We start from the raw sequence: 25,212 nt of genomic DNA on the forward strand, positions 1-25,212 counted from the left end.
ATCGGGGCCAGGTCAATCGGGGCGGGGTCAGTCTGGTCAAGGTCAATCCGGTCAAGGTCAGTCCGGGCAAGGCTTGTCATCGGCATCCCCTTGTTCATCGCGCCATCCTATCCCCGTGGCCCTGCGACGGAAAGCCCTGCTTGCCTTGGGCGCCCCCGCCCCCTAAACCCGCCTGCAAACGGAGGATGCCATGGCAGACGCAACGCCGGTGAAACCGGGCGAAGAAGAGCGGCCGAAGTCGCGCAAGGTCTCGGCCCTTGGCGGGCTTGCGCCGTTCTTGCGGCCCTATCGCGGGCTTGGCGTCGTGGCCTTTGTGGCATTGGTGCTGACGGCGGCGGTGTCCCTGGTGCTGCCCATGGCGGTGCGCCGGGTGATCGACGGCTTTGGCGACGGGCAAGGCGCGCTTCTGGACAAGTATTTCGGCGCGGCGATGGGCGTGGCGCTGGTGTTGGCCGTGGGCTCTGCCACGCGGTATTATTTCGTCACAAGGCTGGGCGAGCGGGTCGTGGCCGACATCCGCCGCGCGCTGTTCGACAAGATCATGGGCATGAGCCCCTCGTGGTTCGAAAAGATGATGACCGGGGAAATCCTCAGCCGCATCACCACGGACACGACGCTGATCCTGTCGGTGATCGGGTCCTCTGTTTCGGTCGCGTTGCGGCATTTCCTGACGTTGATCGGGGGGATGGCGCTCTTGATGCTGACCTCGATCAAGCTGACGGGGCTGGTGGCCCTGGTCGTGCCGGGGGTGGTCGTGCCGATCATCATCTTGGGGCGGCGCTTGCGGGCGTCCAGCCGCGAGAATCAGGACTGGATGGCCGCGGGCAGCGCCAAAGCCGGCGAGGCGCTCAGCGCGGTGCAGATCGTCCAGGCCTTCACCCATGAGGGCGCCACGCGGGGCGAGTTCGCGGCCGTGACCGAGGGCGGTTTCGCCTCGGCCCTGCGGCGGGTGCAGCTGCGCGCGGTCATGACCTTTGTCGTTATGTTCCTGGCCTTTGCCGGTGTCGTGGGCGTGTTGTGGATCGGGGCGCATGACGTGCGGGAAGGCGCGATGTCGGCGGGCGAGCTGGTGCAGTTCGTCATCTATGCCGTCATGGTCGCAGGTTCGCTGGGGGCGCTTTCGGAAATCTGGGGCGAGTTGCAGCGCGCGGCAGGGGCCACGGAACGCCTGGTCGAGATCTTGCATGATCAGGACCGCGTGGCCGACCCGCTGCGCGCCGTTCCGGTGCCCAATGGCCCGCTGGAGATCGGGTTTCACGACGTGACCTTCCGCTATCCCTCGCGCCCCGATGCGCCCTCGTTGCAGGGGATCGACCTGGTGATCAAACCGGGTGAGACGGTGGCTTTGGTCGGCCCCTCGGGTGCGGGGAAGTCGACGATTTTCCAGCTGCTGCAACGGTTTCACGACCCAGAGGCCGGGCGCATCACCCTGGGCGGCGTCGATCTGCGCGACATGACCCGCGCCGATTTCCGCCGGAAATTCGCTTTGGTGCCGCAGGAAAGCTTCATCTTTGCGGCCTCGGCCTTTGAAAACATCCGCTTTGGCCGCCCCGAGGCCACGCGGGCCGAGGTTCAGGCCGCGGCAGAGGCTGCGGCGGCGCATGACTTCATCGCGGCCTTGCCGCAGGGCTATGACACGCCTTTGGGCGAGCGCGGGGTGATGCTGTCGGGCGGGCAACGCCAGCGCATCGCGATTGCCCGCGCCATCCTGCGGGATGCGCCGGTTCTGCTGTTGGACGAGGCCACAAGCGCGCTGGATGCCGAAAGCGAAAGGGCGGTGCAACAGGCGGTGGATGCGCTGGCGCGGGACCGGACGCTGTTGGTCGTGGCGCATCGGCTGGCCACGGTGAAACGCGCCGACCGGATCGTCGTGCTGGACCAGGGCCGCATCGTGGCGCAGGGCCGGCATGAGGAATTGGTGGCGCAGAACGGGCTTTACGCCCGGCTTGCGCGGCTGCAATTCACCGATGGGACAGAAGCGATCTAAGCCCGCGCAGAAAGTCCCTGACCTGTGCCGGCAGGGGGCCTGTCACATAGGCCTCCAAGCTTTCGGGCGTCTTGTCGGTTTCGGCTGCGACCTGGGCGATCAGGGCCAGGCGCGCGGCCTGAATATCGGGCGGCAGGGGCAGGGCGCCCGCCGCCACCAGGGTCAGGTGGTCGTCATGCAGGCGCCGAAAGCCCGCAAAGGTCCCGGGGCCGGTTTGCGTCGCCCTTTGCCCTGCGCCAAGGCAGTCATAGCGCGCACAGCCGCCATAGCCCCGCGCCGCCAAATCGCCATGCAACAGGCAGGCGCGCCCCTGCAAATGGCGGCAGGGCACCCCCGCCGCCTTGTCATGGCCAAAGTCCGGGCCCGCATCAAAGGGCAGTTCGATGCAGCACAAGGCCGCGCAGGCGGTGCAATCCGCGCTCCACTGGGTCCAGGCCATCATCACCTCCATGTGCCGCAACGGAATTAACGCGCCCGAGCCGCCGCGCGCAAGGAGTTGCTTGGCAAATGTCGGGCTCTCCCCCATCTTGGGATCAGGCCACGGGAGATGGCATGGGACCAAGACGGGGGAGGAGACTATGGCGGATTTCCGCAACGGCGCGGACCTTTTGGCCATCGAGGCGCAGGGCCCCTGGGAGAGCCTGGGCACCGCGCGGACCATGCATCGGTTCCTGGCGCGGACGGCTGCGGCGCATGGCGGCAAGGCGGCGGTCAGTTTTCAGCTGACCTCGGGGGCGGGGGACCGGGCGCGGACGCTGACCTGGGATCAGCTTTTGTCCGATGTGACGCGGGCGGCCAACCTGTTCCGCAGTCTGGGCGTCGGGCCGGGCGATACGGTGGCCTATGTCCTGCCCAACGCGCTGGAAACCGTGGTGACGCTGCTGGGCGGCGCGGTGGCGGGGATCGTGGCGCCGATCAACCCGCTGCTGGAGCCTGGCCAGATCGCCGGCATCCTGCGCGAGACGCGGGCCAAGGTGGTCGTCACGCTGAAGGCCTTTCCCCGCACCGATGTGCCGCAGAAGGTGGCCAAGGCGCTGGAGGAGGCGCCGGGGGTGACGACCGTGCTGGAGGTCGATCTTGCGTCCTATCTGGGTTTCCCCAAGTCGCTGATCGTCGGGCTGTTGCGGCCAAAGAACCCCGCCCGCCACAAGGCGCGGGTCATGGATTTCGCCCGGGCGCTGGCGGGGCAGGCCGCGACCCTGGGCTTTGCCGACCCCGAAGAGGACAGGATCGCCGCCTATTTCCACACCGGCGGCACGACGGGCCTGCCCAAGGTGGCGCAACACCGGGTCTCGGGCATGGTCTATAACGGTTGGCTGGGGGCGACGCTGCTGTTCAAGCCCTCGGATGTGATGCTGTGCCCCTTGCCCCTGTTCCATGTCTTTGCCGCCTATCCGATCCTGATGTCGGCGGTGGCCTCGGGCTGTCATGTGGTCTTTCCGACGCCCGCGGGCTATCGCGGCGATGGGGTCTTTGACAACCTGTGGAAGCTGGTCGAACGCTGGGGCGTGACCTATCTGATCGCGGTGCCAACGGCTTTGGCGGCGCTGATGCAGCGTCCGGTGGATGCGAAGATTTCAACATTGCGGGGCACGTTTTCGGGGTCTTCACCGCTGCCGATTGAACTTTTCCAACGGTATCAGAAGGCGACCGGGGTTCAGATCATCGAGGGCTATGGCCTGACCGAAGCCACCTGCCTGGTGGCCGTCAACCCGCCCGATGGCGAAAAGCGCATCGGCTCGGTGGGCTTCGCCTTTCCCCATACCAAGGTGCGGATCACCGGGCCCGATGGGTCTGACCGTGGCCCGGACGAGATCGGCGAGATTTGCATCAGCAATCCCGGCGTGATCCCGGGCGGCACCTATGTCGAGGCCGAGCGCAACGCGGGCCTGTTCCATGGCGCCTATCTGCGCACCGGCGACCTGGGCCGGATCGACGCCGAGGGGTATTTGTATATCACCGGTCGCGCCAAGGACCTGATCATCCGCGGCGGCCACAACATCGACCCCGCCCTGATCGAAGAGGCCCTGGCCGGCCATCCCGCCGTGGCCTTTGCCGGCGCAATCGGCCAGCCCGACGCCTTTGCGGGCGAGCTGCCCTGCGTCTATGTCGAGCTGGTGACGGGCGCCGAGGCGACGCCCGCCGCCCTCGAGGCCCATTGCCGCGCCCATATCACCGAACGCGCCGCCATCCCGAAACATGTCGAGATCCTGCCCGCCCTGCCCAAGACCGCGGTCGGCAAGGTGCTGAAGAACGAGCTGCGCAAGGCGGCCATCACGCGGGTCTTTGACGCGGCCCTGACCGAAGCGGGGCTTGCGGCCCGCGTCGTCGACGTGGTCGAGGACCGCAAGCGCGGCCTTGTGGCCCGGGTGTCGGGGGGAAGCGGTGCGGGGGATATCGCCGCGGTCCTGGGCGTCTTTGCGACCCCCTGGGAGCCCGCCTGAAGCCCCCGCTGAGGACCAGATGTCGCAGCCCCCGGCAAAGCGGCCCTCTCTCGCAGTTTCCCATTGCAGGAATCGCAACGCCTGATTCATTCTGACACAAATTGACCCGGGAGGTTTTGAGATGAAATTCGCGACGCTGGGCGGTCTGGCTTTGGTGGCGGGCTTGGGGCTTGCGGCGGCTCCGGCGCTGGCTGACCGCACCGACACGCTGTTCACGCACAAATCCTGGCGCGTTCAGGGCGTCAGCTTTGACGACGGCAGCTATGCTTGCCTGGCCGAAGTGGCCGACCCGGGCGAAAGCTTTACCATCTGGATCTTCCAGGACGCCTCGATCCGGCTGCAGTTCTATTCCGAGGAATGGGACTTCGGCGAGGGCGACACGGCCGATCTGGAGGTCGAGATCGACCGCCGCTCGCCCTGGTCGCTGACCTCGGCGGAGCTTTACAAGCAATCGGTGCTGTTCGACCTGCCCGCGGCCGACAATGCCGGGGATCTGGTGGTGGAAGTGGCGCGGGGCAAGACGCTGCATCTGCGGTCGGGCGATGGGACGCCGGTCAAGGATTACACGCTGGCGGGGTCGTCGGCCTCGATCTCCAAGCTGCTGGATTGCGGGGACGCGATCACCAGCCCGGGCAATCCGTTCAAATAGGCGCCTGGGACCACCCGGAGCCGTCCAACCATCTGGGGCGGGCCTTTCCATCCGGTCGGAGGGGGCGCGCCACAGGCAAGAGGGGCGGTCGCTACAGGGACAGCGCCGCCTTTCGCCCCTCGTGGAAGGCATAGGCCGCCAAGCGCGGGGCCTGCACGTCGCCGACGCGGATCAGCCGCTTGCCGGGGACCTGCGCGGGAAAGGGGTCAAAGCTGCGGTTGGTCGTCGCCATGACCAGCGAGGCGGCGGCGATCTCGCGCTCGGCGCCGGTCAACAGGCTGCGCACCGTCGCCCCCTGCCCGTGCCAGCGCGCGATGCCGCTTTCGGTGACGAATTCGACGCCCAGACCCGCCAGCTTGCGCCGGGCGGCGCCGTCGGCTGCCGTGCGGGCGACCTCGCGGCCCACAAAGGGCTCTGGCGTGACGATGATGACCTTGTGGCCGCGCTCGGCCAAGGTCCAGGCGGTGCCGACACCGCGCCAGTTCGAGCCCTCGTCATACAGGATCACCGTGTCACCAAGCCGCGCCTCGCGGCGCATGACGGCTTCGGGCGACCAGACCTGGCCATTTTCGATCCCGGGCAGGGCGCTTTGCGGGCGCCAGCGCTGAAAGCCGCTCTCGTCGGGCAGAGAGCCGGTCGCGATGATGACCGTCCCGGCGGTATGGTCCGCCAAGTCGTCCAGATAGGTGTTCAGCCGCAGCGTCACGCCCAGCCGGTCGAATTGGCGTTCATACCAATCCATCAGGTCCAGGATTTGACCCCGCCGGGGCTGCATCCCCGCCAGACGGAACTGGCCGCCGATCTGGGGCAGGGCCTCGACCACCTCGACGCGGATGCCGCGTTCGGCGGCGGCGCGGGCGGCCTCCAGCCCCGCGGGGCCTGCGCCCACCACCAACAGGTCTCCTGTGGCGGGGGTAAAGCGATCCCCGCCCCATTCGAACTCGCGCCCGGCCGAGGGGTTGATCAGGCACGAAATCCAGTAGTCGCGGGACCGTCGCCCCCAGCACATCTGGTTGCACGACAGGCAGGGGCGGATGTCGCTGGCCCGCGCCTCCATCGTCTTGCGCGCCAGAAAGGGATCGGCGATCTGGCCGCGCACGATGGACACAAGGTCCGCCTCGCCCGCCGAAAGCACGGATTCGGCGTTGTCGGGCGTGCGTATCCCCGCCTCGGAGGTGATCTTCACATGCCGCGCCTGGGCTTTCAGCCGCGCCGTCAGATGGGTCGTCAGCTTTTCGCCATGGGTGAAGGGCGGGATGATGGATTCGAAATCCATATAGCCGCCGGCGCCCACCGTGACGTAATCGACATCGCCGGTGTCATGCAAAGCGATGATCTGACAGAAGTCGTCCTGGGTCAGAAGAACCGGGCTGTCTTGCCAGGAAATCGCCAGGCCGATGATGAAATCGGGGCCGCAATCGCGGCGGATGGCGGCGATCAACTCACGGGAAAACCGGGTGCGGTTTTCAAGGCTGCCGCCCCATTGGTCGGTCCGCCGGTTGCTCCACGGCGTCCAGAACTGGTCGATCAGCGAGTGGTAGGCGGCCCAGATCTCGACGCCCTGAAACCCCGCATCCCGGGCGCGCACCGCCGCCGCCAGATGGGCGTCGAACAGCTCTTGCACCTCGGCGCCGGTCATTTCGTGCGACCCGTCGCTGTCGTGATAGGACGGCAGACCCGAGGGCGACCAATGCGGCGCAAAGCTCAGGTCGCTGTCGCCATGCGCGCCGATGTGGTAAAGCTGCTGCAGGATCACCGCGCCCTCGGCCTTGACCGCATCCGTCACCGCACGAAAGCCCGCGATGATGGCGTCATCTTGCGGCAGATAGTTGCCCCGCGTCAGAACCCCGGTGCGATGGACCGGCACCGGTTCGGTCACGATCATCGCGGCGCCGCCCTTGGCGCGTTCCAGCCAATAGCCCAAGGCCCGCGGCCCCGGCAGGCCCATATCCGACATATTCGCCGTATGGGCGCCGAAAACGATGCGGTTGCGCAGGCTGTGGCCGCGCAGCGTCAGGGGGGATGTCAGGTGCTTGTGCATGGGGCCTCCGTTGGAGTAAGGCTGACCGGACTAGACACCTGTGTCAAGTCCGGTGGCAAGACCCGGGCTACGCAGATGACACCCAAGCGACCGTGCCGGAAACAGGGCTCTGCTGTCGCAGCGTAGCCCGGGCCTGCGCGTTTACAGCGCCCAGCCGCCGATGGCCTTGGATTCCAGGAACTCTTCGATCCCCCAGACGCCGCCTTCGCGCGCGCGGCCCGACAGCTTCATCCCGCCGAAAAACGCCCCAGCGCCGCGCGACCTGCCGTTCATCTGGATCATCCCGGCCTTCAGCCCCAGGGCCATCCGGTTGGCCCGGGCGCCGTCCTGGGTCTGGACGTAATGGGTCAGGCCATAGGGAGAGTCATTGGCCATCGTCAGGGCCTCTTCCTCGGTGTCAAAGGGGATCATCGCCAGCACGGGGCCGAAGATTTCCTCTTTCTCGATCGTCATGCCCGGCACGACATCGGCGAAGACCGTCGGCTTGACGAAAAACCCGCGGTTGAACCCCTCGGGCAGACCCGGACCGCCAGCCACCAGCCGCGCGCCCTCGTCGATGCCCTTCTGGATATAGCCCTGGATCTGCTCCCACTGGCGCTTGTTCACCACGGGGCCGATGTGGTCGCCCGCCTCATGCGCGCTGCCGACCTGGATGCTGGAGGCCACTTCGGCAGCGATCTTCACCGCCTCGTCGTAGAACGGCCGCTGCACCAACATGCGCGAGGGCGCGTTGCAGCTTTGGCCCGAGTTGTCCATCATGTGCCGCACCCCGCGTTCGACCGCCTTGGCATCGGCATCGGCAAAGACCACGTTGGCCCCTTTGCCGCCCAGCTCCAGCGTGACACGTTTCAGCGTTTCGGCCGCAGCCTTGGTGATCGCCTTGCCCGCCCGGGTCGAGCCGGTGAACGAGATCATCGCCACATCCTCATGCGTGGTCAGCCGCGCGCCGACCCCCGCGCCATCGCCGTTCACCAGATTGAACACCCCCGGCGGCAGGCCCGCGTCATGGCAGAACTCGGCGAATATCATCGCGTTCAGCGGGGATTCCTCGGAGGGTTTCAGCACGCAGGTGCAGCCCGCCAGCAGCGCCGGGATGACCTTCAGCGCGATCTGGTTCATCGGCCAGTTCCAGGGCGTGATCAGGCCGACGACGCCGATGGGCTCTTGGGCGATCATCGTGTCGGGGGCATGGGGGCCAAGCGGCTTGACCCATTCGATATGGTCGAAGGCGGTCAGGAAATTTGTCAGATGCCAGGGCAGGCAGGGCGCCTGTTCCGTGCGGGCATGGTCGATCGGAGAGCCCATCTCGGTCGACATCGCCCGGGCCAGGTCTTCGACGCGGGCTTCGTATTGCGCCAGGATGCGGACCACCGCGGCGCGCCGCTCGGCCGGGGGGGTCGCAGCCCAGGCCGGAAAGGCGCGCTTGGCCGCAGCCACCGCCGCATCGGTATCGGCCGTGCCGCCCAAAGAGATCACCGCGCAGGGCTCTTCGGTCGAGGGGTCGATGACGGGGCAATCGTGGGCCACGGCAGGGGCGGTCCAGCGCCCGTCGATATAGAAGTCACGGCGAATGATCATGAGGGGGCCTCCTGTTTGGGCCAGAATAGAAGGCGGTGGAAAAAGGTCCAGCCGGGGCGCGACATGGTTTGATCAAATCCTGTCGGCCATGGCAAAACGAGGGGGATTTTCCTTTGGCCGGGGCCCACACAGAAGCGGGTTCTTTTCTGCGGCGGCACTGACCCAAGGGGGTGTATCGGCGGGGCCTTCTGGCTAGATAGGGGACAGAGACAGCAAAAGGAGGCCGTCATGGGTCTGCGCATCAACGACATCGCTCCGGATTTCACCGCCCCCTCCACCGCCGGAGAGATCAGGTTCCACGACTGGCTGGGCGACAGCTATGGGATCATCTTCAGCCATCCGCGCGACTTCACGCCGGTTTGCACGACCGAATTCGGCGCCGTGGCGCAGCTGGTGCCGGAATTCGCGCGGCGCGGCACCAAGGTGATCGGCGTCTCGGTCGATTCGGTCGAGGATCACGCGAAATGGAAGCGCGACATCGAGGCCTTTGGCGGCGCGCCTGCCGACTTCCCGATCATCGACGACACCTCGCTGACGGTGGCCAAGGCCTATGACATGCTGCCGGCGGAATTCTATCTGCCGACCGAGGGCCGCACCCCTGCCCATTCGGCCACGGTGCGCACGGTCTATATCGTGGGCCGCGACAAAAAGGTGAAGCTGTCGATGACCTATCCGATGTCGGTGGGCCGCAACTTTGCCGAGATCCTGCGGGCGCTGGATGCGGTGCAACTGACCGACGGCGTGCCCTTGGCGACGCCCGCGAACTGGCAGGTGGGTCAGGATGTGATCGTGGCCCTGGCCCTGAACAACGACCAGGCGACCGAGCGTTTTGGCGCGCTGGATATCAAGCTGCCCTACCTGCGCTTTGCCAAGGCGCCGAAGTAAGCTCTCTGACTGAAATACGGGGCGCGCCATGCGATTGGCGCGCCCTTTGTCGTGGACAGGTCGCCGCAGGCCTGCCGCTATTTCGCCCCACGCTTGATGCGGTCGGCGCGGCGCACCACGCGGTAGGTCAGAAAGCCGATGGCCGCCGTGCAGACCAGGAAGGCGCCATAGGACACCGGCCAGGGCACCCCCGCCGTCATCATCGAGAACTCCGACATCCCGCCCATCCCCGCCAGCACATTCATCGGCAGGAAAACCACCGACAACATGGTCAGCTGCGTCACGCGGCGGTTCTGGTTGATGTTGATGAAACCGATGGTCGCATCCATCAGGAAGTTGATCTTGTCGAACAGAAAGGCCGTGTGGCTGTTCAGACTGTCGATATTGCGCAAGACCTGCTTGGCCGACTGGATATGTTCGTCCTCCAGCACCTTGGCCTGCATCAGGAAAACGATGGCGCGCTGGGTGTCCATGATGTTGCTGCGGATGCGGCCGTTCAGGTCCTCTTCCTCGGCGATATCGGCCAGGACGGATGCGGCCTCTTCGTCGGTCATCGTCTCGGACAGGACATGTTTGCCGACGCGGGACAGGGTCTTGTAGATGTCCTCCAGGCTGTCGGCGGAATATTCGACGTCCGAGCCATAAAGCGACAACAGCAGGTCGAAGCAATCCTCGGCATAGAAGGGCACCGTCTCGGCCCGGCGGCGCTGCAGGCGAAAGACCGGCAAATCCTCGTTGCGCAGGGAAAACAGGATCTTTTGATGCAGCAGGAAAGACACCGGGATCGACCGGCTTTTGCCGCCACGGTCCAGCAGGAAGTTGGAATGAAGCGCCAGCGCGCCGTTTTCCTCGACATGGAAGCGGTTGGCGACCTCCAGGTCCACTTCGTCGCCGGGGTCGGGCAGCTCCAGCTTGTAGAACTCGCCGATATAGGCGCGCTGGGCTGGTGAAGCGTTCAAGAGGTCGATCCAGACCGGTTTGCGCCCCTCAAGGTCCTTGCGCGACTTGATCGGATGCGGGCGGATGCGGCCGCCCTCGATTTCAAAGATCGAGACCTTGGTTTCCGCCAGGCGCGGCCCTGCCACATCCTCCAGCCGGTCGCGAAGTTCGTCCGAGACCTCCCACAACACATCGGTGGACCGCCCCGCAGGCACCCGCGGCCACAGTTGAGCGGCCTCTTCGGGCGTCAGGCTTTCAAAGATTTCGACGATATCGGCAACCGCCAGCTTGGCCAGGAAATTCTCGATCTCGCCATGTTGCTGCTTTTCGGTCGCGGAATCCAAAGCGGCCGGATGGGCGCCGGCCTGGGCCCGGGTCAGGCCCTCGACCAGCTTTTGCTTGCGAAGCAGATCGCGCACGGAATCCAGATACATAGGCCCACCTCGCGTGCCGGGGCCCACCTCGCGTCCCGGCTTTTCCTGCGGTTGAACAGGGCGGCAGGCGCCCTGTCAAGCGCTTAGGCGGCTTGGGGATGCAGGACCTGCGCGGCCCGCGCCTTGGGGCGGGTATAACGGGCAAGACCCAGGTCCGAGGCGTCGATATCCGCCGTCCGCCCCGAGATCAGGTCGGCAATCACCCGCCCCGAGCCCGCAGCCATGGTCCAGCCCAAGGTCCCATGCCCGGTGTTCAGCCACAGGTTCGACAGCGGCGAGGCCCCGACAATGGGCGTGCCATCGGGCGTCATCGGACGCAGGCCGCTCCAGAAGGTCGCCTTGGACTGATCGGCCGCGCCGCCGAACAGGTCCTCGACCGACATGGTCAGCGTCTCTTGCCGGCGCGGGTTCAGCCGCGCGTCAAAGCCTGCGATTTCCGCCATGCCGCCAACACGGATGCGGTCGCCAAGACGGGTGATGGCGATTTTATAGGTCTCGTCCATTACGGTCGACACCGGCGCGCGGCTTTCGTCCACGATGGGGGCGGTGATCGAATAGCCCTTGATCGGATAGACCGGCAGCTTCATCCCGAATTCCCGCACCAGGAAGGGCGAATAAGACCCCAGCGCCAGCACAAAGGCATCCGCCGTGATCCGGCCTTCCGAGGTCTGGACCGCGGCGATCCGGTCGCCCTGCCGCTCCAGCCGGTCTATGCTGACGCCATAGCGGAAGGTGACGCCCGCCGCCCGCGCCAGATCGGCCAGGGTATTGGTGAACTTGAAGCAATCGCCCGTCTCGTCGCCCGGCAGACGCAGGCCCCCGGCGATCTTGTCGAAACTGGCGGCCAGGCCGGGTTCATGCAGAAGGCAGGCCTCGGGCGACAGGACCTCATAGGGGACGCCATCGGCCTTCAGGACCTCGATGTCCTTGGCCGCAGCCTGCACCTGCTTTTCGGTGCGAAACAGCTGCAACGTGCCTTGCGTGCGTTCGTCATAGGCGATGCCGGTGTCACGGCGCAGGTCGCGCAGCGCGTCGCGGGAATATTCCGCCAGCCGCACCATGCGGGACTTGTTGACCTTGTAGGCGGCTTGGGTGCAGTTCCCCAGCATCCGCGCCATCCAGTCCAGCCGCGTCCAGTCGAAATTGGGCTGGATGATCAAGGGCGCATGGCGCATGAACAGCCACTTCACCGCCTTCATCGGGATGCCGGGGGCGGCCCAGGGCGAGGCATAGCCGGGGGAAATCTCGCCGGCATTGGCGAAAGAGGTCTCCAGCGCCGCGCCCTGCTGGCGGTCGACCACCGTCACCTGATGCCCGGCCTGCGCCAGATACCAGGCCGATGTCACGCCGATCACACCGGCCCCAAGAACCACGACACGCATGATGCACTCCTGTTCGCTGTTGGCGACAGGATAGGGCAGGTGCCCTGTCGTTTTGCTGCAAAGATCGGCGGGGCGGGGGTGCTGAGCGGTGAAATCTTGCGTGAAATGCCGAAGTGGCCGGAAATTATCCGGCCTGATCCTGTGACGACGCAGCAGATTCGCCGCGGGCCAGGGCCTCTTCGGCCTCGGCCAAGAAGACCTCGGCGCCCTTGGTGCGGCGCAGCATGGCCAGCGTCGCCCGGGCCGCAGAGGCCGACCATTTCAGCGGCGCCTTCTTGACGAACTGCCCCTGACGGAAGGCAAGATCATGGGCGGCCAGGCTGTAAGCAGGGCCTTGTCTCGCCACCAAGCCCAAAAAAATCCGGCTCGTCATTTCTGGATCAGCGCCTTTCAGACCATCAAAGAGACGGTCATAGTAGTCGCTTTCAGTGTGTATCCGTTCGGACACAAGCTGCCGAACTATTTCAGGATCATGTGCTGCTATTTGGGCGGGCAGATCAATGGTCGGCCAAGTCGCCCCGTGACTGAAGCCCGCATCGACCAGCCGCCGGGTCAAGCCAATCTCTCCTCGCAAGACGGTGCGATGTTTATCGTCCGTTGCCAGATAGTATGTCCAGAAACGCCTAAATGCCTTCGAGCGTAGGACTGGCCCCTTCAACAACAGCGCAAAGGAACAGTAGTGGAAAAATTTGTTCTTTGTGTTCCAGTCCCAAGCCAAATCTCGAAGGTCATGAACGCCGCGGAAGTCGACGGCCTCGTGGGCATAGGCCCCGACCAGGTCCTTGTCCAAAGCCTCGGCCATGTCGAACCAGTTGACGGTCGGGTCCATCGGAAACCAGGAACTGTCATTGAAAATTGCAAGCCGCTCCAGCCCGGCCATATGGGCGCGCAGAAGGTAGATGCCATGTTCATAGCCGCCGAAATCATAGCCGAAATTCGGCCGCTCGGCGACGATGGCGGCACGGGCTTGCAACAAGGGCAGGTCTTCGGGCGCAATCGGCAGATTGGAAATCACGACGGGCGCGTAGCCGCAGGCGTTCAGGTAATCCAGTGCAATCAGATGCGAGGCCAAGACCCCTTGCGCTGGAAAGATCAGGTATAGCGCAGCCTTGGACTCGATAGCCATTGCACCAGTGTAGATACGGCTTTGCAAACGCGCCTTAACCTGGCTTGATCTACTTGAAGCCGCGCTGCCGATGTTCAGGCCGCTTTCCGCCAGACGCTCTTGTGTGCGCGCAAAAAGGTCTTGCGCCTGCATCCCGATGCGTTTGATTTCTCGTTTGATTTTCCAGACTGGGGGCAAAATGGCTATCTCGACTTGAATGGCTATCGGTTTTGCTGCGGTGAAGCATAGCGCGCGGGGTTTGACAAGCCATCTGCCCGCGGCGGCAGGGTTAACGGCGGTCCCATGCCTTGACTTCGGCCAAAACCGCGGGCTCCAGGCGGCTTTGCAGCGCACCTTGCGCCAGGTCCCGCCTTTGCCGGACATATTGCGGCGCGCGGTCTTTTTTCAGGATGGGCAGGGCCAAGGCGCCCAAAAGCAGGTCGGGATGGTCCTTCAGCAGATAGCGTTTGCCCGCCAGCGCCCGGACCCGCGCCCGCGCCGCATCGGCCCAACCCGGGCTTTGCAGGTCAAGGCCCCGCAACCCACGGCCAAGGCCGGTGTCGTTGTCCAGGTCATAGCGCAGGATGCGGGCCAGGTCGGCATCGGGCAGGGCGGTGATGGCCGCCACCATATCTTGCGTGGTCGCCGTGGCCGCGACGGTAAAGCCGCCGGCGGCGATCTGGCCGGTCATCTTCATCTCGCCCCCCCGCACGACGCCGACCTTGTTGTCGGTCAGGGGCAGGTTCTGCCAGTAATCGCGGAAATGGGCCGAGGCCACGACCCGCGCCTTGAAGCTGAACATATAGGATTGCAGGTGGCCCTTGTGCAGGATCGGGCCGTAAAGATCGGCCTCTTGCGCGCGCAGCCGGTCCAGGAACAGGTCGTTTTGCAACACCGGGAACCAGATGCTGTCATTCAGGATCAACAGGTTGTCCGGTATGGTCCCGGTCTCCAGCACATGAAGCACCCCGTCGCGATAGCCGCCGAAGTCATAGCCGAAATTCGGCCTTTCGATCACGCGGTGGGCGACGGCCGTCAGGCCCGTGCGGTCATGGTCCGACAGCGGCACATTGCTGACCGCTATCACCGCAAAGCCCTTTTCCGTCAGATGGCGGCAGGTCGCATAGGTCGAGGCCAAAAGCCCCTTCGGTTGATACAGCAGGAAAATCGCCACATCGGCCTGGGGGCCTTGTGCGCCTTGGGTGATGCGAAAGGGCTTGTCGCGGTCATGGCGGGCTTTGCGGCGGGCGGCCGCCCAGGCATCCGGCCAAAGCCGCAGCTGCAGATAGATCCGGCGCAATTCGCGCCTGACGCGCAGCTTGTCAAATCGCATGACGCCTCCAATGCAAAGGGCAGCGGACCTTGGCCCGCTGCCCGTCGTCTTCAAGCCAGAATCAGCCCTCGGCAGATTCCTTTTCCGGGGTGATTTCCAGCCCGGTTTCCTGATCGACCATCTTCATGCCAAGGCGGACCTTGCCACGCTCGTCAAAGCCCAACAGCTTGACCTTCACTTCTTGACCCTCTTTCAGGATCTCGTTCGGGTGGTTCAACCGCTTGGAGGCGATCTGCGACACATGGACCAGACCATCACGCTTGCCGAAGAAGTTCACGAAGGCGCCGAAATCGACCAGTTTCACCACTTTGCCGGTGTAGATATGGCCTTCTTCGGGCTCTGCCACGATCGAATAGATCATGTCATAAGCGCGCTTGATCGCGGCTGCATCCGAGGACGCAATCTTGATCGTGCCGTCGTCGTTGATATCGACCTTGGCGCCGGAGGTTTCCACGATCTCGCGGATGACCTTGCCGCCCGAGCCGATCACTTCACGGATTTTGTCCGTCGGGATCGACATGGTTTCGATCTTGGGCGCATAGGCCGAGAACTTGGCCGGGCCGGTGATCGACTTGGCCATTTCCGACAGGATGTGCAGGCGGCCGTCCTTGGCCTGAGCCAAGGCCTGAGCCATGATCGCCGGCGTGATGCCCGCGACCTTGATGTCCATCTGCATCGTGGTGATGCCGGTGGCGGTGCCCGCAACCTTGAAGTCCATGTCGCCGAGGTGATCCTCGTCGCCGAGGATATCGGTCAGCACGGCCCATTTGCCGTCGTCTTCCAGGATCAGACCCATGGCGACGCCAGCAACCGCGGCCTTCAGCGGCACGCCCGCATCCAGCATGGCCAAGGCCGAGCCGCAAACGGTGGCCATCGAGGAGGACCCGTTCGACTCGGTGATTTCCGAGACCAGACGGACCGTATAGGGGAAGTCGGTCGCCGCCGGCAGAACCGCTTGCAGCGCGCGCCATGCCAGCTTGCCATGGCCGATTTCACGACGACCGGGCGAACCCACGCGGCCCACTTCGCCGACCGAATAGGGCGGGAAGTTGTAGTGCAGCAGGAAGTTGGACCGGTAGTTGCCGTTCAGCGCGTCGATGATCTGCTCATCCTCGCCGGTGCCCAAGGTCGCCACGCAAAGCGACTGGGTTTCGCCACGGGTGAAGAGCGCCGAACCATGGGTGCGCGGCAGGATGCCGGTTTCCACGTCGATCGGGCGCACGGTCTTGTTGTCGCGGCCGTCGATGCGGGCGCCACCGTTGATGATGTCACCGCGCAGGATCGACGATTCCAGCTTTTTGATCGCGGAACCGAGGTTGATGTCCTTCTGGTCCTCTTCGGACAAGGAGGCGACAACAGCCTTGGCCGCCGCGCTGATCGCATTGGTGCGCTCTTGCTTGTCGCGCAGCGCGAAAGCGGCGCGCATCGACGCCTCACCAGCGGTCTTCACCTTGGCATACAAAGCCGAGATGTCGGGGGCCTGGAAGTCGAAGGGCTCTTTGGCGGCACCCTCAGCCAGGTCGATGATCAGGTCGATCACCGGCTGCATCGCGTCATGGCCGAACTTCACGGCGCCCAGCATTTCCTCTTCGGTCAGCTCATAGGCCTCGGATTCCACCATCATCACGGCGTCTTTGGTGCCGGCGATGACCAGATCCAGACGCTGTTCGGCGTTCAGACGCAGCTGGGTCATGTCGTCCATGGCCGGGTTCAGCACATATTGGCCATTGGCGAAGCCAACGCGGGCCGCCGCGATCGGGCCCATGAAGGGCACGCCCGAAATGGTCAGCGCAGCCGAGGCCGCAATCATTGCCACCACGTCCGGGTCATTGACCAGGTCGCAAGACAGGACGGTCGCCATCACCAGGACTTCGTTCTTGAAACCCTCGACGAACAGCGGACGGCAGGGACGGTCGATCAGGCGGGAAACCAGCGTTTCCTTTTCCGAAGGACGGGCCTCGCGCTTGAAGAAGCCGCCGGGGATCTTGCCCGCGGCATAGTATTTCTCTTGGTAATGCACGGTCAGCGGGAAGAAGTCCTGGCCGGGCTTTGCGGATTTCGCAAAGGTCACGTTGGCCATGACCGAGGTTTCCCCCAGGGTCGCGATCACAGAGCCATCGGCCTGACGCGCAACCTTGCCCGTTTCCAGCGTGAGCGTTTCATTGCCCCACTGGATGGATTTCTTGGTTTCATTGAACATCTGTCGTATCCTCTGGAAGCCCGGCCCCTGCCAGTGCCCCCGCATATCTGGCGGCCCCATTGCCGCCGCCCCCAATCCTGATGCACGGGCCCGGGGGTGGGGCCTCACGTCGCAGATGGGCCGCGCTTACACCAAAACGACGGCTTTGGGAAGCGGGCTGATCGCGTCACACCAGGGCCTGAAGGGTCTGAACCGTGATCACTTGGGCCCGCCGCGGCGTCAGGCCGGGGCGGGCCGCCTCGAAGGCGTCGCAAAAGGCCGCAGGGTCCTCGGACGGAAAGGAGGCCACATCGCGCAGCCGGTAATCCCACCACTTCGTCGCCAAAAGCCGGGCGCGCAGTTCGGCCGGAAAGCGATGGCGGATCAGCTTGGCCGGCATCCCCCCCATCACGGCATAGGGTTCGACATCGCGCGTCACCACGGCCCGCGCCGCGATCACCGCGCCGTCGCCAATCGTGATGCCGCCCTTCAAGACCACATCCGCCCCGATCCAGACATCATTGCCGACGATCACATCCGGCGGGATCGAGCGAAACTCGGCATGGGCGCGGTAATCTTGCGGCGCCAGGCCCGACAGGTGCTGATAATAGGGCTCATAGCTGTAAAGATGGGTCGAGACGCGTTCGGTCGGATGGGTGTCGCCCATCTCGATCACCCCCAGCGCCACCGAGCAATAGGCGCCCAGCCGGGTCCGGGGCAGGGAGGAATGCAGATAGGTCATATGCTTGGCCGAGGACAGGACAAGCGCCTGTTCCGGCCGGCGAAAGACGTGGCGGGTCATCGGTTCGACCGCAAGGCCGGGCGGCACCAGCAGCGTTTTGACATCGGCCAGCGACTTGCGCTGCCACGGCTTGGGGATGATGTGTTTTTCCCAAAGGAAGTCCCGCAAGCGGTCGTTCATGGGCAGGCTGACGTGCTTCATCAAATCCTCGGCAAATTCTTTGCTTTGGGATGGGTCTAGCAGGCCATGGTTGATGAAAGGTTTAAGCCTCGCGGCCCGAAACCAGCGCCACCCCGCCCAGCGTGATCACAAGGCCCGCGGCCATGGTCAGGGTCAGCGGCTCGGCAAAGACGACATGCGCCCAGACCATCGTCAGGGGCGGCGACAGATAGATCACCGCCGCCACCCGGTTCGGCGGATAAAGCCGCAGGCACAGGTAATAGATCCCCCAGGCCGCCAGCGTCGCCACCAGCACAAGCCAGGCGAGGCCGCCCAACGACACCCAGGTCAGCGGCGGCAGCAGGCCTCCGCCAAAGGCCGCAAAGGGCGCAAAGAAGGCCGCAGCCCACAGGCATTGCAGGCACAGCCTTTGCACGATGGTCAGGCTGGGGCGGCGCTTTTGCAGCACGGTCGCCAGGCCAAACGTCACCATCCCCAGGACCGGCAAGCCATAGGCCCAGACCGGCGCGCCCCCCAGCGTCACCGCATCGGCCGAGGTCAGGACAACGCCGCCGATGCCGATGGCGGTGCCCAGGGCTTGCCGCCCGGTCCATCTTTGCCCCAGCATCGGCCAGGCCAGCGCGGCGATGGCCAAGGGCACCAGATCGGCCATCAGCGCCACCAGCCCCGTCGGCACCCGCAGCGCGATGGCCCAGGAAAACCCGCCCAGATACAGGAACATCCCCAGAAACGACAAAATCCCCTGCTCGCCCAAGGCCCGCCACGACACCGCAGGCCCGCGCAGCGCAAAGGGCAACAGGATCAACCCCGAAGCGAGGGATCGCCAGAACAACATCGTCTCCACCGCCGCCTCCTGGGTGGCAAAGCGGATGCCCATGAAGCCGCCCGACCAGGCGATGATCATGGCGGCGGACAAAAGCGGAAAAAGCCAGGGGCGTTGCATCGCGCCAATCTCGGGCCCTGTGCCCGTAACACAGGCGCCGTTTGCGACGCTTTGGCGGGCGCAAACGGTGGAGCCCGCGGAAAAACGCCCCCGCCGGGGGGAAATCCGGCCTGCTGCGGTTGATCGCCCGGCCATCCTGCTTACCTTGCGGTGAAACGGAGGACCGATGCCCCACGACACGCCGCTGATTGCCACGATTTCCATTGGCCTTGGCCTTGCCTTTCTGTTCGGGCTGATCGCCCAAAGGCTGCGCCTGCCGCCCATCGTGGGCTATCTTGCGGCGGGGATCTGTGTCGGCCCCTTTACCCCGGGCTTTGTCGCCGATGCCGGGCTTGCGACTGAACTGGCCGAAATCGGGGTGATCTTGCTGATGTTCGGCGTGGGGCTGCATTTCTCCCTGCGCGACCTGCTGTCGGTGCGCGCCATCGCCATTCCCGGCGCCATAGGCCAGATCGCGGCGGCGACCGTCATGGGCATGGGCCTGGCCTGGGCCCTGGGGTGGAGCCCCGGCGCGGGTCTGGTCTTTGGCCTGTCGCTGTCGGTGGCCTCGACCGTTGTGCTGCTGCGCGCGCTGCAAGAGCGCCGTGAGGTCGCCACGGAAAAGGGCCGCATCGCGGTCGGCTGGCTGATCGTCGAGGATCTGGCCATGGTGCTGACCCTGGTCCTTTTGCCGCCCATGGCCGGGCTTTTGGGGGGGCAGGTCGAGGGCCAGGCGGGGGGGCTTGTGGCCGCGCTGGGGGTGCAGCCCCTTTGGCTGACGTTGGGGCTGACGGCGGTCAAGGTCGGGGTCTTTGTCGCCGTGATGCTGGTCCTGGGGCGGCGCGTCATTCCCATGGTGCTGCATTACACCGCCCATACCGGCTCACGAGAGCTGTTTCGGCTGGGGGTTCTGGCGATTGCGCTGGGGGTGGCCTATGGCTCGGCCAAGCTGTTCGGCGTCAGTTTCGCGCTGGGGGCGTTTTTCGCCGGCATGGTCCTGGCGGAAAGCAAGCTGGCGACCCAGGCGGCCAAGGACACCTTGCCGCTGCGCGATGCCTTTGCGGTGCTGTTCTTTGTCTCGGTGGGGATGCTGTTTGACCCCGCGATCCTGTGGGAACAGCCGCTGACGCTGTTGGCGACGGTGCTGATCATCATCCTTGGCAAATCGGCCGTGGCCTATGCCATCGTCCGCGCCTTTGGCCATGACCGGGGCGTGGCGCTGACCATCTCGGCCAGCCTGGCGCAGATCGGAGAGTTCTCTTTCATCCTGATCGTGCTGGGGGTGAACCTGGCGCTGGTCCCGCCCGAAGCCGTGGCTTTGGTCGTGGCGGGCTCGATCCTGTCGATCCTGGTCAACCCTTTGGCCTTTCGCCTGATCGACCGGTTGGCGCCCCCTCCGACCGCTCCTTGATGACCGACAGGACGACGTGGTGAAAGTCGTTCAACATCAGGTCGCCCCAGGCCTTGAAATAGGCGTTCAACGGCGAGGTCACGACGTAATCGGTGGTCAGGGTCAACCTTGTGCCTTGGCCCAGAGGCTCCAGCCTGTAACCGCCGCCCTCCAGATGCAGATAGCGGCTTTCGACCTGGATATGGCGGTCGATCTCGTCCGGGATCGAGGTCGCGTCAAAGCGGAAGGTCCAGGCAAGGGCGCGGTCCTGCTGCCAATCGGTGATGACCTCCTCAAAGGCGATGCCCCGCGTCCAGCGCAACTGCCGGACGCCTGAGCCCGGGGCAAGCCTTGCGTCGATGGGCTGCGGCAGGCCCAAAAGGTTGTGGCTGACGGTCCAAGGCAGGGCGCCCGCGTCGATCTGCGGGATCTGGACGGTGTGGCGCCAGACCTCGGCGGGCGGGGCGTCGATTTCGATCACGGTGGTGACGCGGCCCGCGCTGGCCTGCCAGGTGAAATGCGGCTCCAGCGGCAAAAGCGCAAAGGGCATGAGGCAGAAGACCCCGCTGACCGTCGCGGGCGCCAGACGGCGCAGCATCAGATGCGACAGGACCGCGCCCAAGGCCGAAAAGCCCAACAGCACGGGCGAGGCGATGGCCAGGCACAAGGCGCCCTCGCCAAAAAGGACGGCCGACAGGGCGATGGCGGCGCAAAGCACGATCCAGGCGCGGAAGATGTCCTTCCAGATGCGGCCCTCACCCAGGGGATTGGCCAGAGCCGTGGTGATCGCGGCCAGCCCCATGGGCAGCAGGACAAGGCCCACGACAAAGGGCATGGCACCGGGGGTCGGGTCGGCCCAGATCATCAGATAGCCGAGGCCCGCATAAAGCAGGGCGGCAAGCGTGGCAAATCCAAGGCGTCGGCGCAGATGGGTCATGGCGCCAGACTGGCCAAAGCGCCCGCCCCCCGCAAGACCGCACAGCAAAACGCCCGGAGGAAACCTCCGGGCGTTTGTGTTTCGACCGCGTGCGGTGCGATCAGCGACGCAGGGCGAGGCGCTGGATCAGGGTCGCATAGCGCGCCTGGTCCTTGCCCTTGAGGTAGTCCAGCAGCTTGCGGCGCTGAGCCACCAAGGCCAGCAGGCCGCGGCGCGAGTGGTTGTCTTTCTTGTGGCCCTTGAAGTGTTCGGTCAGGGCAGCAATGCGGTGCGACAGGATCGCGACCTGGACTTCGGGCGAACCGGTGTCGCCTTCCTTGGTCGCATATTCCTTGATGACGCGGGCTTTGTCTTCGACGGTGATCGACATCGGGATCTCCATTGTTCGAGTGTGACGGCACGAGCCGGGATGTCGTCCAGCAAGGCCCTTGCCCCTTTCGGGATGCGTGCGCTTAGCGCAGAATCGGTGGGAAGGAAAGAAGGAAATGAGGGGCGCTGCCCCTCGGCGCGGCGCGCCTCACCCCGGAGATATTTGGGTCAGTATGAAAGGGATGGCTGTCTTTCATACTGACCCAAATATCTCTCGGGGGGTGAGGGGGGCAGAAGGCCCCCCTGCGCGCTTACAACCCAAGCACATCCATCATGTCATAGCGTCCCGGCTTTTGGTCCAGCCCCCAGGCGGCGGCCTTCAGCGCGCCGCGGGCAAAGATGCCGCGGTCGGTGGCGATGTGGCGCAGGATGATGCGCTCGCCGTCGGCGGCAAAGATCACGTCATGTTCGCCCACGATATCCCCGCCGCGGATGGCGGAATAACCGATCGTGCCGCGCGCCCGCGCGCCGGTGATGCCGTCGCGCGCGGCCACCTTGGCAGCCTCGTGGTCGATGCCGCGGCCCGTGGCGGCGGCCTGGCCCAGCATCAGCGCCGTGCCCGAGGGCGCGTCGACCTTCATGCGGTGATGGGCTTCGACGACCTCGATGTCCCAATCCTCGTCCAGCGCCGCTGCGACCTTTTGCGTCAGCCGTGTCAACAGGTTGACCCCCAGGCTCATGTTGCCCGCTTGGATGATCACCGCGTGATGGGCGGCCAGGTCCAGCTTGCGGTGATGTTCCGCCTCCATCCCCGTCGTGCCGACCACATGGACCAACCGCGCCTGTGCCGCCAAGGCGGTGAAGCCGACCGTGGCCGCCGGAGAAGTGAAGTCGACCAGGGCGCGCGCCTGGGCAAAGGCGGGAAGCGGGTCATCGGTGACTGTCACGCCCAGGGCAGGCAGGCCACACAGCGCGCCAATATCCTGGCCAAGCGCGGCAGAGCCCTCGCGTTCGATCGCCCCCACGATGCGGAAGCGACCCTGGGCCACCACCAGTTTCACCAGCGTTTGCCCCATGCGGCCCGAGGCCCCTGTGATGACGATGCCCGGCTTTTCCATGGTGTCCCTCCGTTTTGTCGCGGTTTACTGCCATTTCGGGCAAGCGGAAAGCCCTCGCGCTTGCGGGGGGCGGGATTTCGGCCTATCAGGCGCCATGGTCAAACAATCCTCAAAAGGCCCCGGTCAGCGTCAGCTGCGCGTGGGCGAAATGATCCGCCGCGTGCTGTCGGAACTTCTGCAGCGCGGCGAAATCCATGATCCGGCCTTTGATGCCATTCCGATCACGGTGGGCGAAGTCTCGGTCTCGGCCGACCTGAAGGTCGCGACGATCTATGTCATGCCCCTGTTCGGCAAAGGCTCCATCGAAGAGGCCATTGCGGCGCTTGCGCGGCACAAGGGCATCATCCGCAAGAAGGTCTCCGAAGAGGTCATCTTGCGCCATGCCCCCGACCTGCGCTTTCGCGCCGACGAGACCTATGACCGCATGGACGAGACGCGGCGGCTGTTTTCCGACCCCGTGGTCCAGCGCGACATAGCCGCCAAGGACGCGCCCTCCGAGGATCAAGAGGGGGCGTGATGCGGCTGGCGCTCCTGGCCCTTCTGGCGACCCCTGCGGCGGCCGATTGCACGCGGGTTACCTTCGAGGAGGTGCCCATGGCCGTCTGCGAGGTCCATGCGGGCGAGGATCTGCGGCTGTTCCTGAACGATGCGACGGGGCGTCCCTATGGCGGCTTTGGCGCGGTGGACCGGGCGCTTGCGCCACGGCGTCTGGTCTGGGCGATGAATGCGGGGATGTATCAACCCGACCTCTCGCCGGTGGGTCTGTATATCGAGGACGGGGTTCAGGCCCATGGCATCGTCACCTCGGATGGGCCGGGGAACTTCGGGCTTTTGCCCAATGGGGTCTTTTGCATCGGCGCCCGGTTTTCGGTCGTCGAAAGCCGGGCCTTCAAGGCGGACCCCCCTGACTGCGACGATGCCACCCAGTCGGGGCCCATGCTTGTGATCGCGGGCGACCTGCATCCGGCCTTCAAGCCGGACTCGGACAGCTTGAACATTCGCAACGGTGTGGGTGTTTCAGGTGACGGAAAGACCGCCTGGTTTGTCCTTTCCGAACAGCGGGTGAATTTCGACCGCTTTGCGCGGTTCTTCCGTGATCATTTGGGCGCGCGGGATGCCCTGTATTTCGACGGCTCGATCTCGCGGCTTTATGCGCCCGAGATTGGCCGTCAGGGCGGTGGTTTCGCCATCGGCCCCATGGTTGGAGTGGTCGAATAATGGCACGCAAGGGGCGGCCCGTGACGGGTTGGCTGGTGATCGACAAGCCCGCGGGCATTGGGTCAACTGATATCGTCAACAAACTCCGCTGGCTGATGAAGGCCAAGAAGGCGGGCCATGCCGGCACGCTGGACCCGGCCGCGACCGGCGTTCTGGCCGTGGCTTTTGGCGAGGCGACCAAGACGGTCAGCCTGTTGACCGACAGCCTGAAGGCCTACCGCTTCGAGGTCCGCTTCGGGGCCGAGACATCGACCGACGATGCCGAGGGGGAGGTTGTGCTTACCTCTGACCTCCGCCCCACGGATGCGGCGATTGCGGCGGCCTTGCCTGCCTTTCGCGGCGATATCCTGCAGGTTCCGCCCCGGGTTTCCGCCGTCAAGGTCGATGGTGCGCGGGCCTATGATCTGGCGCGCGAGGGTGAGGACTTCGAACTGGCAGCCCGGCCCCTGTGGGTCGAAAGCCTGGAAGTGATCGACCGCCCCGGCGCTGATTCGGTCTTGCTGGAGATGGTCTGCGGCAAGGGCGGCTATGTCCGCTCGATTGCCCGCGATCTGGGGCGCGCGCTGGGTGGCGCCGCCCATGTCGCCTGGCTGCGGCGCATCTGGTCAGGGCCTTTCGACGTCGAAAACGCCCTGACCTGGGAGGCGGCCCTGGCCCTGACCCCTGAGGCGCTGGAGGCCTCCCTCCTGCCGATTCAGTCGGCGCTGGAGGATTTCCCCATGGTCGAGACCACCATCGACGGCGCCCGCCGCATCCGCCTGGGCAATCCCGGCGACGTGTTCCAAGCGGCCGAGGGCATCTGCTGGGCCTCGTTTCAGGGTGAGGCTTTGGGGATCGGCGAGGTCAAGATGGGCCAATTCCACCCCTCCCGCGTGTTTGTCGCATGATCACGCGGCGGCATCTGAAGGGGGATGCCGAAAGCGTCGCGGTTTATTCGGATGACCAGGCCTACCGCTATCAGCTGGAGCGCGTCTGGGCGCCGGGGCCGCGGGTGCTGTTTGTCATGCTGAACCCCTCGACCGCGACCGAGGTGCAGAATGACCCGACGGTCGAACGCTGCGAAAGGCGGGCGCGGGCCTTGGGGTTTGGGTCCTTCGCGGTGGGCAATATCTTTGCCTTTCGCGCGACGGACCCCAAGGTGATGCGGGCGCAACCCGATCCCATCGGTGCGGAAAATGACGCGGCCATCCTTGAGATGGCGGCGCAGGCCCATCGCATTGTCGCCGCCTGGGGCACGCATGGGACACATCGGGGGCGGGGGGCGGCGGTCGAAGCGCTGTTGCGCGGCAGGGGCCATGCGCTTTACCACCTGGGTCTGTCGATTGCCGGCATCCCGAAGCATCCGCTGTATATCGCCTATGAACGCCAACCGGAACTGTGGGAAGCGGTGCGTGCAAGCACGCACCCTACCGAATGACTCCGTAGGGTGTGCTTCAGCGC

General features: G+C 65.3%; 22 protein-coding genes. 9 read left to right on the forward strand and 13 right to left on the reverse strand.

Annotation, left to right across the window (positions count from 1 at the left end; genetic code table 11):
* The first annotated feature begins 190 nt into the window (after positions 1 to 190).
* Positions 191 to 1,987 (forward strand): ABC transporter transmembrane domain-containing protein, encoded by a 1,797-nt coding sequence (locus NX862_RS08250; protein ID WP_264493409.1) that lies wholly within the window; start codon positions 191 to 193, stop codon positions 1,985 to 1,987.
* Here the strand turns inward: NX862_RS08250 and NX862_RS08255 are convergent.
* Positions 1,962 to 2,426, reverse strand: a complete 465-nt coding sequence (locus tag NX862_RS08255; protein WP_264493410.1) for a hypothetical protein — start codon at positions 2,424 to 2,426, stop codon at positions 1,962 to 1,964. The two genes, NX862_RS08250 and NX862_RS08255, sit on opposite strands and share 26 nt — an antisense overlap.
* A gap of 139 nt (positions 2,427 to 2,565) precedes the next feature.
* On the opposite strand from NX862_RS08255, the gene NX862_RS08260 reads away from it, so the two are divergent.
* Both NX862_RS08260 and NX862_RS08265 read left to right on the forward strand, forming a co-directional pair.
* Positions 2,566 to 4,431: an acyl-CoA synthetase gene (locus NX862_RS08260; RefSeq protein ID WP_264493411.1), complete on the forward strand. Its 1,866-nt coding sequence runs from the start codon at positions 2,566 to 2,568 to the stop codon at positions 4,429 to 4,431.
* A 121-nt stretch (positions 4,432 to 4,552) separates the two neighbouring features.
* Positions 4,553 to 5,080, forward strand: coding sequence for a hypothetical protein (locus NX862_RS08265; protein WP_264493412.1), 528 nt, complete (start codon positions 4,553 to 4,555; stop codon positions 5,078 to 5,080).
* Between the two features lie 91 nt (positions 5,081 to 5,171).
* Here NX862_RS08265 and NX862_RS08270 read toward each other — a convergent pair whose 3' ends face one another.
* The gene (locus tag NX862_RS08270; protein WP_264493413.1) at positions 5,172 to 7,121 is read right to left on the reverse strand and encodes an FAD-dependent oxidoreductase; all 1,950 of its coding nucleotides are present in this window, start codon (positions 7,119 to 7,121) and stop codon (positions 5,172 to 5,174) included.
* Positions 7,122 to 7,262: 141 nt separating this feature from the next.
* Positions 7,263 to 8,699 carry an aldehyde dehydrogenase family protein gene (locus NX862_RS08275; protein ID WP_264493414.1) on the reverse strand — a complete coding sequence of 479 codons (1,437 nt, stop codon included), beginning with the start codon at positions 8,697 to 8,699 and terminating at the stop codon, positions 7,263 to 7,265.
* A 228-nt stretch (positions 8,700 to 8,927) separates the two neighbouring features.
* Here NX862_RS08275 and NX862_RS08280 point away from each other — a divergent pair, with 228 nt between their 5' ends.
* The gene (locus NX862_RS08280) at positions 8,928 to 9,584 is read left to right on the forward strand and encodes a peroxiredoxin (RefSeq protein ID WP_264493415.1); all 657 of its coding nucleotides are present in this window, start codon (positions 8,928 to 8,930) and stop codon (positions 9,582 to 9,584) included.
* Between the two features lie 77 nt (positions 9,585 to 9,661).
* Here NX862_RS08280 and NX862_RS08285 read toward each other — a convergent pair whose 3' ends face one another.
* The 7 genes from NX862_RS08285 to NX862_RS08315 all read right to left on the reverse strand — a co-directional run bounded on the left by NX862_RS08285 (position 9,662) and on the right by NX862_RS08315 (position 18,782).
* Positions 9,662 to 10,957, reverse strand: coding sequence for a CorA family divalent cation transporter (locus NX862_RS08285; RefSeq protein WP_264493416.1), 1,296 nt, complete (start codon positions 10,955 to 10,957; stop codon positions 9,662 to 9,664).
* An 83-nt stretch (positions 10,958 to 11,040) separates the two neighbouring features.
* Positions 11,041 to 12,339 carry a D-amino acid dehydrogenase gene (locus tag NX862_RS08290; protein ID WP_264493417.1) on the reverse strand — a complete coding sequence of 433 codons (1,299 nt, stop codon included), beginning with the start codon at positions 12,337 to 12,339 and terminating at the stop codon, positions 11,041 to 11,043.
* 124 nt (positions 12,340 to 12,463) lie between these two features.
* Positions 12,464 to 13,597: a rhamnan synthesis F family protein gene (locus tag NX862_RS08295; protein WP_264493418.1), complete on the reverse strand. Its 1,134-nt coding sequence runs from the start codon at positions 13,595 to 13,597 to the stop codon at positions 12,464 to 12,466.
* Between the two features lie 136 nt (positions 13,598 to 13,733).
* Positions 13,734 to 14,777: a rhamnan synthesis F family protein gene (locus NX862_RS08300; protein ID WP_264493419.1), complete on the reverse strand. Its 1,044-nt coding sequence runs from the start codon at positions 14,775 to 14,777 to the stop codon at positions 13,734 to 13,736.
* 61 nt (positions 14,778 to 14,838) lie between these two features.
* On the reverse strand, positions 14,839 to 16,977 hold the full coding sequence (gene pnp / locus NX862_RS08305; RefSeq protein ID WP_264493420.1) for a polyribonucleotide nucleotidyltransferase: 2,139 nt from the start codon (positions 16,975 to 16,977) through the stop codon (positions 14,839 to 14,841).
* 166 nt (positions 16,978 to 17,143) lie between these two features.
* Complete coding sequence (locus NX862_RS08310; RefSeq protein ID WP_264493421.1) at positions 17,144 to 17,899, reverse strand: CatB-related O-acetyltransferase; 756 nt, start codon at positions 17,897 to 17,899, stop codon at positions 17,144 to 17,146.
* Between the two features lie 61 nt (positions 17,900 to 17,960).
* Positions 17,961 to 18,782, reverse strand: coding sequence for a DMT family transporter (locus NX862_RS08315; RefSeq protein ID WP_264493422.1), 822 nt, complete (start codon positions 18,780 to 18,782; stop codon positions 17,961 to 17,963).
* Positions 18,783 to 18,987: 205 nt separating this feature from the next.
* Here NX862_RS08315 and NX862_RS08320 point away from each other — a divergent pair, with 205 nt between their 5' ends.
* On the forward strand, positions 18,988 to 20,211 hold the full coding sequence (locus NX862_RS08320; protein ID WP_264493423.1) for a cation:proton antiporter domain-containing protein: 1,224 nt from the start codon (positions 18,988 to 18,990) through the stop codon (positions 20,209 to 20,211).
* On the opposite strand, the gene NX862_RS08325 is transcribed toward NX862_RS08320, so the two are convergent.
* The 3 genes from NX862_RS08325 to dapB form a co-directional block, all read right to left on the reverse strand.
* Positions 20,153 to 21,127, reverse strand: a complete 975-nt coding sequence (locus tag NX862_RS08325) for an SRPBCC family protein (protein WP_264493424.1) — start codon at positions 21,125 to 21,127, stop codon at positions 20,153 to 20,155. The genes NX862_RS08320 and NX862_RS08325 overlap by 59 nt on opposite strands.
* Positions 21,128 to 21,227: 100 nt before the next feature.
* Positions 21,228 to 21,497, reverse strand: a complete 270-nt coding sequence (rpsO, locus tag NX862_RS08330; RefSeq protein WP_264493425.1) for a 30S ribosomal protein S15 — start codon at positions 21,495 to 21,497, stop codon at positions 21,228 to 21,230.
* Between the two features lie 250 nt (positions 21,498 to 21,747).
* Positions 21,748 to 22,554, reverse strand: coding sequence for a 4-hydroxy-tetrahydrodipicolinate reductase (gene dapB, locus NX862_RS08335; protein ID WP_264493426.1), 807 nt, complete (start codon positions 22,552 to 22,554; stop codon positions 21,748 to 21,750).
* A gap of 94 nt (positions 22,555 to 22,648) precedes the next feature.
* Between dapB and rbfA the strand changes: the two genes are divergently transcribed.
* From rbfA to NX862_RS08355, 4 genes are read left to right on the forward strand one after another with little or no spacing between them, the layout of a single operon-like run.
* Entirely contained in the window at positions 22,649 to 23,071 is a 423-nt protein-coding gene (gene rbfA / locus NX862_RS08340) for a 30S ribosome-binding factor RbfA (RefSeq protein WP_264493427.1), read from the forward strand.
* Positions 23,071 to 23,772 carry a phosphodiester glycosidase family protein gene (locus NX862_RS08345; protein ID WP_264493428.1) on the forward strand — a complete coding sequence of 234 codons (702 nt, stop codon included), beginning with the start codon at positions 23,071 to 23,073 and terminating at the stop codon, positions 23,770 to 23,772. Before rbfA ends, NX862_RS08345 begins: the two co-directional genes overlap by 1 nt.
* On the forward strand, positions 23,772 to 24,659 hold the full coding sequence (gene truB / locus NX862_RS08350; protein ID WP_264493429.1) for a tRNA pseudouridine(55) synthase TruB: 888 nt from the start codon (positions 23,772 to 23,774) through the stop codon (positions 24,657 to 24,659). The genes NX862_RS08345 and truB overlap by 1 nt, the downstream gene beginning before the upstream one ends.
* Positions 24,656 to 25,189, forward strand: a complete 534-nt coding sequence (locus NX862_RS08355) for a DUF1643 domain-containing protein (protein ID WP_264493430.1) — start codon at positions 24,656 to 24,658, stop codon at positions 25,187 to 25,189. Before truB ends, NX862_RS08355 begins: the two co-directional genes overlap by 4 nt.
* Positions 25,190 to 25,212: the final 23 nt, after the last annotated feature.

The sequence above is a fragment of the Stagnihabitans lacustris genome, from assembly GCF_025950525.1.
GTDB lineage: Bacteria > Pseudomonadota > Alphaproteobacteria > Rhodobacterales > Rhodobacteraceae > Stagnihabitans.